Consider the following 6,000-nt stretch of genomic DNA (forward strand, 5'->3'; position numbering starts at 1 on the left):
TTCGTCGGGATGAATGGAGTTTGGAGCGGATCACGCCACCCCCGCCGCGCTGAGCACCGCCGCCTGCCGCTGGGCCAGGCCCTCTTCCGAGAAGCCCTCCAGCGAACGCTCGAACAGCGCCTTCCAGTTATGCCGCGCGCCCAGGTGCAGGAAGGCCGCGCCCAGGCCGATGGCGGCGCGATCCATGAACACGAACTCGCGGGGGATCAGCACCGGGCCTTTCGCCTTCAAGGCCTGGCGCACCTTGAAGGCCTCGCGGCGGCCGTACTCGCCGGGCGGCACATCGTCGGCGACGCTGCGCACCCGGTCGTCCAGCAAGGGACCGTAGATGAACCGGGCCCAGACGTTCAGCACGTCGACAAGGTCGTCATTGAGGTTGGCGAAGCCCCAACTGCGATAGGCCTCGACCTGCTCGGCGCGGTCGTCGTTCGAGAGCGCGCGGTACAGCCGCACCACGCCGCCCACGAACTTCGGCGGGAAGATGCGGATGCAGCCGAAGTCCAGCAGGTTCAGATGCGAAGCGTCTCGCCATCCATCGGGGCCGCCCCCGGTCCCGCCGAAGGTGTAGTTGCCCAGGTGCGGGTCGCCGTGGATGATCCCCAGGTGGGTCATCGGGCTCCACCAGGCCTCGAACAGCAGGGCGGCGATCCGGTCGCGGGTGTCCTGCGGCGCGTCCTTGAAGGCCAGCAGGCCCCGCCCCTCCAGCCAGGTCATGCTGAGCAGGCGCCGGGTCGACAGGGCGGGCACGGGCTCGGGAACCCGGATGTCGTCGCGGCCGGTGAAGAAGGCGCCATAGACGGCCATCAGCCTGGCCTCGCGCTCGTAGTCCAGCTCCTCGCGCAGCCGGTCGCCGACCTCGACGATCATCTCGGTCGGGTCGATCGAGCCGTCCATCCGCTTGAACAGGCCGATGAGGGCCCGCAACTGGCCCAGGTCGCTTTCGACCGCGCTCTGCATGTCCGGATACTGCAGCTTGACCGCCAGGGCGCGGCTGTCGGGGGCGATCGCGCGGTGCACCTGGCCCAGAGAGGCGGCGGCGGCGGCCTCGTGCTCGAAACTCTGGAACCGGGACGCCCAGTCCGGCCCCAGCTCGGCGGCCATCCGTCGGCGGACGAACGGCCAGCCCATGGCCGGGGCGTTGGTCTGCAGCTCGGCCAACTCGGCGGCGAACTCCGGCGGCAACAGGTCCGGCACCGTGGCGAACATCTGGGCCGCCTTCATCAGCGGGCCCTTGAGGCCGCCCAGGGCCGCCTTCAGCGCCTTGGCGTTGCGGGCGTCGGCGCTGTCGCCGCCGAACAGGCTGTTGGCGCCGTAGCTGACCGCCGCCCCCGACAGGCCCGCCCCGACCCTGGCGAAGCGCGACATGCGGCCGGCCAGGCGATTGCGTTCGGGGTCTTTCGAGGGGCCGCGCGGATCGTCAGCCATCGCCTAGCCGAACTGCCGGGAGTCGTAGAAGAAGCGCTCACGAACGATCCTATCGCCCTCCCAGACCTGGTGTGTCAGCTCTTCGAACCGAAGCGTCTCGCCGGTCTTGTTGGTCATCAGGAACACCCACTGGATGACGACATTGTCGCCGTCATGCAGCACCATGACCGCCGGCTGGGTGTCCATCTTCGACAACCGCGCCAGGGCGGCCGCCTCGTGCGCGACCAGGACGTCGCGACCCACGCGCGGCGGGGCGTTGTTCTCCTGCATCGAGGCGTGCGGCGCATAGAAGCGCTCGATCGCCTCGACATGCTCGTTGCGTTCGACGGTGGCGATGAACTCCGCCAGGCGTTCCTTGGTGGGCATTTAGGTTCCGATCACACGAGGGCTTCGAATTCGTCCACCAGGCGCTCCAGCTGGGCGCAGCCCGCGGCCCAGAACGCCTTTTCGCGCGGGTTCAGGCCGAACGGCTTGAGGGCCTCGACATAGGTGCGCGTGCCGCCGGCGGCCAGCAGGTCCTCGTAGAGCGGCGCGAAGGTTTCCGGGTCCTCGCGGCGCTTCTCCATCAGGCCCCGCACCAGGAGGTCGCCGAACGCGTAGGCGTAGACATAGAACGGCGCGTGCACGAAGTGGCTGACATAGGCCCAGTAGTGCTCGTAGCCTTCGTTCAGGGTCACGGCCGGGCCCAGGCTCTCGGCCATCACCTCGACCCACAGCCGGCCGATCTGGTCGGGCGACAGCTCGCCGTCCTTGCGGGCCTCGTGGAAGCGCCGCTCGAACCGGTGAAAGGCGATCTGGCGGACCACGGTGTTGAGCCCATCCTCGATCTTGCCGGCCAGCAGCCCCATGCGGTCCTTGGGCGTCGCCTCGGCCAGCAGGCGGTCGAACACCAGGCCCTCGCCGAAGATCGAGGCGGTCTCCGCCAGGGTCAGGGGGGTGTCGGCCAGCAGGGTGCCCAGCGGCGCGCACAGGGTCTGGTGTACGGCATGGCCCAGCTCATGGGCCAGGGTCAGCACGTCGCGCCGCTCGCCCATATAGTTCATGAACACATAGGGGTGCCGCTCGGCGGTGACCGGATGCGAATAGGCGCCCGACTGCTTGCCGGCCCGCGGCCGGGCGTCGATCCACGGCTTGTCGAAGAAGGTCGCCGCCGTATCGGCGAACTTCGGGGCCAGGGCCTGGAAGCTGTCCAGCACCACCGCCTTGGCCTCGGTCCAGTCATAGGTGCGCGGCGCGGCGGCGGTCAGCGGAGCGTTGCGGTCCCAGTAGTCGAGGGTCTTGCGGCCCATGACCTTGGCCTTCAAGGCGTAGTAGCGGTGCGACAGGCGCGGATAGGCCTCGACCACCGCCTGCTCCAGGGCGTCGACCGCGTCGGCGTCGACCTCGTTGGCCAGGTGGCGCGACTGGGCGGGGTTTTCGAACCGACGCCAGCGGTCCTCGACCTGCTTTTCGAAGGCCAGGGTGTTGAGCACCAGGCCTTGGGTCGAGGCGCGCCCCTCCAGCGCCTTGGCCAGGCCATCGGCGGCGGCCTTGCGGCGCTTGCCATCGGGATCGGACAGGCGGTTCAGGGCCTCGGGCAGGGTCAGGGTCTCGTCGCCGACCTTGGCTTGAAGCTTGGCCAGAGTCTCGTCATACAGCCGCACCCAGTTGCTGACGGCCGGGCCGCGGTCGACGATGTAGCGCTCCAGGTCGGGCGTCAGCTCGTGCGGACGCGACAGGCGCAGGCGGCGCAGCCAGGGAACCCAGCGGGCCGCGGCCGGATAGGCCTTCAGCGCCGCCTCCAGTTCGCCGTCCTCCAGCTGGTTCAGCTCCAGCGAGAAGAACAGACTCTCGGCGGCGATGGCCGAGGAACGGGCCCGCAGGTCCGCCTCGAACTTGGCCCAGGCCGGGTCGTCGCGCGCGGTCGAGGCGGCCAGGCCCGCATAGGCCCCCACGCCCCACAGGCCATTGGTGGCCTGCTCGTACAGCCGGATCCCGCGATCCAGCAGCACGCCCAGGCGCTCGGGCTCGCCGCGGGCCTGGAGGAACAGGCCCTCCAGCGAGGCCAGCTCGTCGTTGGCGGCCTTGGCCGCAGCCAGGTCGGTCTCGATCTTCGGATCGTCGCGACCAGCATAGAGGTCGGCGAGATTCCACTCGGGCAGGGTTTCGGTCTTGAAGGGCGCGTTCATGGCCAAGGGATATGGCCCCGCCGAAAGACGCGCGCAATCGTGGCCGCAGCTTTCCGTCGCGAGGGCGGCTCGCCGCATTACCGCGAATTAAAGGGCGTGACGGCGAGCCGCGCCTTAGGATACCGCCGGTCGGCGAGGGCCGCCGTAGAGGGACCGGGGACGAGGGGCGCATTGATGATCAGGATCACCGCTTCTGTCGCCCTGGCCGTGAGCCTCGTCGCCGCGCCGTCCGCGATGGCGACCGACAAGCCCCAGCCGATGGGCTGGCTGGCCCAGACGCTCCGCAGCGCCGTGGTGTTCCACAGCTGCACCGAGCGGCTGAAGGAGAAGTTCAACATCGGGCCGCTGGACGGCATCGACATCACCCACATGGATTCCGACGGCGACCCGGCGGGGGTCATGGACGTCAAGTTCGAGGCCGTCACGATCGAGAAGAAGACCCAGCGCAAGAGCCGCTTCGTCGGCGTCTGCCATGTCGGTCGCGAGGGCGAGACCCGGATCGACGCGCGCCTGATCAGCCAGAACGGCGGGGCGGTTCGTCGCGTGCCGCCAGGCAGGATCGCGGGCTGAGACGGCGGATGGTCATACCCCGTTAAGGGCGATCGTTAACCCCTGACTCACGTCTCCGAAACCCGGTCTTTACCCCGCGCCTGTATCACTCTGAACCAACAAGAGCCCTGTCCCATGTCGGACGCGGCCGGTTCACGTGGGTGTCTGCAAATGTCCAAGACGGTTCTCGTCGTCGATGACGATCCGACTCAGCGTCGGCTGATCCAGGCCGTGCTCGAGCGCGAGGGCTTTTCGGTGTCGCACGCCGAGAACGGCGACGCGGCCATGGCCCACCTGGCCAGCGGCGCGCCGGTGGACGTCGTATTGCTGGACCTGGTGATGCCGGGCCTGTCGGGCCAGGACACCCTGAAGGAGATGCGGGCGCGCGGGTTTGTCCAACCCGTGATCGTTCTTACCGCATCAGGCGGCGTCGACACCGTGGTCAAGGCCATGCAGGCCGGCGCCACCGACTTCTTCATCAAGCCGGCCTCCCCCGAGCGGATCACCGTCTCGATCCGCAACGCCCTGTCGATGGGCGACCTGAAAGGCGAGGTCGAGCGCCTGACCAAGCGGGCCGGCAACCGCACCACCTTCGCCGACCTGATCGGAACCTCGCCCGCCATGACCCTGGTCAAGCGCATGGGCGAGCGGGCCGCCAAGAGCTCCATTCCCATCCTGATCACCGGCGAGAGCGGGGTCGGCAAGGAGCTGATCGCCCGCGCCGTGCACGGCGGCTCCGAACGGGCCGGCAAGCCGTTCGTGGCCGTCAACTGCGGGGCCATTCCGGAGAACCTGGTCGAGTCGATCCTGTTCGGCCACGAGAAGGGCAGCTTCACCGGCGCCACCGACAAGCACCTGGGCAAGTTCAAGGAGGCCGACGGCGGCACCCTGTTCCTCGACGAGGTCGGCGAACTGCCGCTGGACATGCAGGTCAAGCTGCTGCGCGCGCTGCAGGAGGGCGAGATCGACCCGATCGGCTCCAAGCGCTCGCAGAAGGTGGACGTGCGCATCGTCTCGGCCACCAACCGCGACGTCGCCCACGCGGTGTCGCAGGGCCGGTTCCGCGAGGACCTCTACTACCGCCTGAACGTCTTCCCGATCGAGGCCCCGTCCCTGCGCGAGCGCCGCGAGGACATCCCCGCCCTGGTCGAGGCCTTCGTCCGCCGCTTCAACGTCGAGGAAGGCAAGCGGGTGGTCGGCGCCGCGCCGGAGACCCTGAAGCTGCTCGGCGCCTTCGACTGGCCCGGCAATGTCCGCCAGCTGGAGAACGCGGTCTATCGCGCCATCATCCTGGCCGACGCGCCCTATCTGCAGCCCTACGACTTCCCGGCCATCTCGGGGATCGTCGCGCCGCCGCCGGAAGCCATGACCGCGACGGCCGTCCAGCCCGACCTGCCGGCCGTGCTGCAGGCCGCCCACGCGGCCATGGCCCGCACCCCGGCCCCTGAGTCGCCGGTCCGCATCCTCGACGACCGCGGCCACCTGCGGACGCTGGAGGAGATCGAACGCGACCTGATCCAGCACGCCATCGAGGTCTATGCCGGCCACATGTCGGAAGTGGCCCGCCGCCTGGGCATCGGCCGCTCGACCCTCTACCGCAAGGTCCGCGAACAGGGCATCGACGTGGACTTCAAGGAAGCAAGCTAATTCCCTTCTCCCCTTGCGGGAGAAGTGTCAGCGAAGCTGACGGATGAGGGGTCTCTCAAACATCGAAAGCCGCGCCAGCCGAAAGGCCGAGCGCGGCTTTTGCGTTTATCGACCCCTTGTCTGTTGGAGAAGCGGTAAGCTGCTGGTGTCTTCCGGGACGTCCGCCTGGTGTTCTCAGCACCAGGCGGACCGCCGGCGGAGGGACCGATAA

General features: G+C 68.8%; 5 protein-coding genes. 2 read left to right on the forward strand and 3 right to left on the reverse strand.

Annotated features, from left to right (window positions below; all coding sequences use genetic code 11):
• Positions 1 to 30 precede the first annotated feature (30 nt).
• The 3 genes from ASD47_RS03770 to ASD47_RS03780 are packed head-to-tail and all read right to left on the reverse strand — an operon-like array spanning position 31 to position 3,593.
• Positions 31 to 1,425 (reverse strand): AarF/ABC1/UbiB kinase family protein, encoded by a 1,395-nt coding sequence (locus ASD47_RS03770; protein WP_056751867.1) that lies wholly within the window; start codon positions 1,423 to 1,425, stop codon positions 31 to 33.
• A 3-nt stretch (positions 1,426 to 1,428) separates the two neighbouring features.
• Positions 1,429 to 1,791 (reverse strand): nuclear transport factor 2 family protein, encoded by a 363-nt coding sequence (locus ASD47_RS03775; protein WP_056751870.1) that lies wholly within the window; start codon positions 1,789 to 1,791, stop codon positions 1,429 to 1,431.
• A gap of 11 nt (positions 1,792 to 1,802) precedes the next feature.
• A complete protein-coding gene (locus tag ASD47_RS03780; RefSeq protein ID WP_056751903.1) occupies positions 1,803 to 3,593 on the reverse strand; it encodes a M3 family oligoendopeptidase in 1,791 nt (596 codons plus the stop codon).
• 174 nt (positions 3,594 to 3,767) lie between these two features.
• On the opposite strand from ASD47_RS03780, the gene ASD47_RS03785 reads away from it, so the two are divergent.
• Positions 3,768 to 4,163 carry a hypothetical protein gene (locus ASD47_RS03785; protein ID WP_056751906.1) on the forward strand — a complete coding sequence of 132 codons (396 nt, stop codon included), beginning with the start codon at positions 3,768 to 3,770 and terminating at the stop codon, positions 4,161 to 4,163.
• Between the two features lie 150 nt (positions 4,164 to 4,313).
• Positions 4,314 to 5,789 (forward strand): sigma-54 dependent transcriptional regulator, encoded by a 1,476-nt coding sequence (locus ASD47_RS03790; protein ID WP_056751873.1) that lies wholly within the window; start codon positions 4,314 to 4,316, stop codon positions 5,787 to 5,789.
• Positions 5,790 to 6,000: the final 211 nt, after the last annotated feature.

It is taken from the genome of Caulobacter sp. Root1472 (assembly GCF_001426985.1).
Classification (GTDB): domain Bacteria; phylum Pseudomonadota; class Alphaproteobacteria; order Caulobacterales; family Caulobacteraceae; genus Caulobacter; species Caulobacter rhizosphaerae.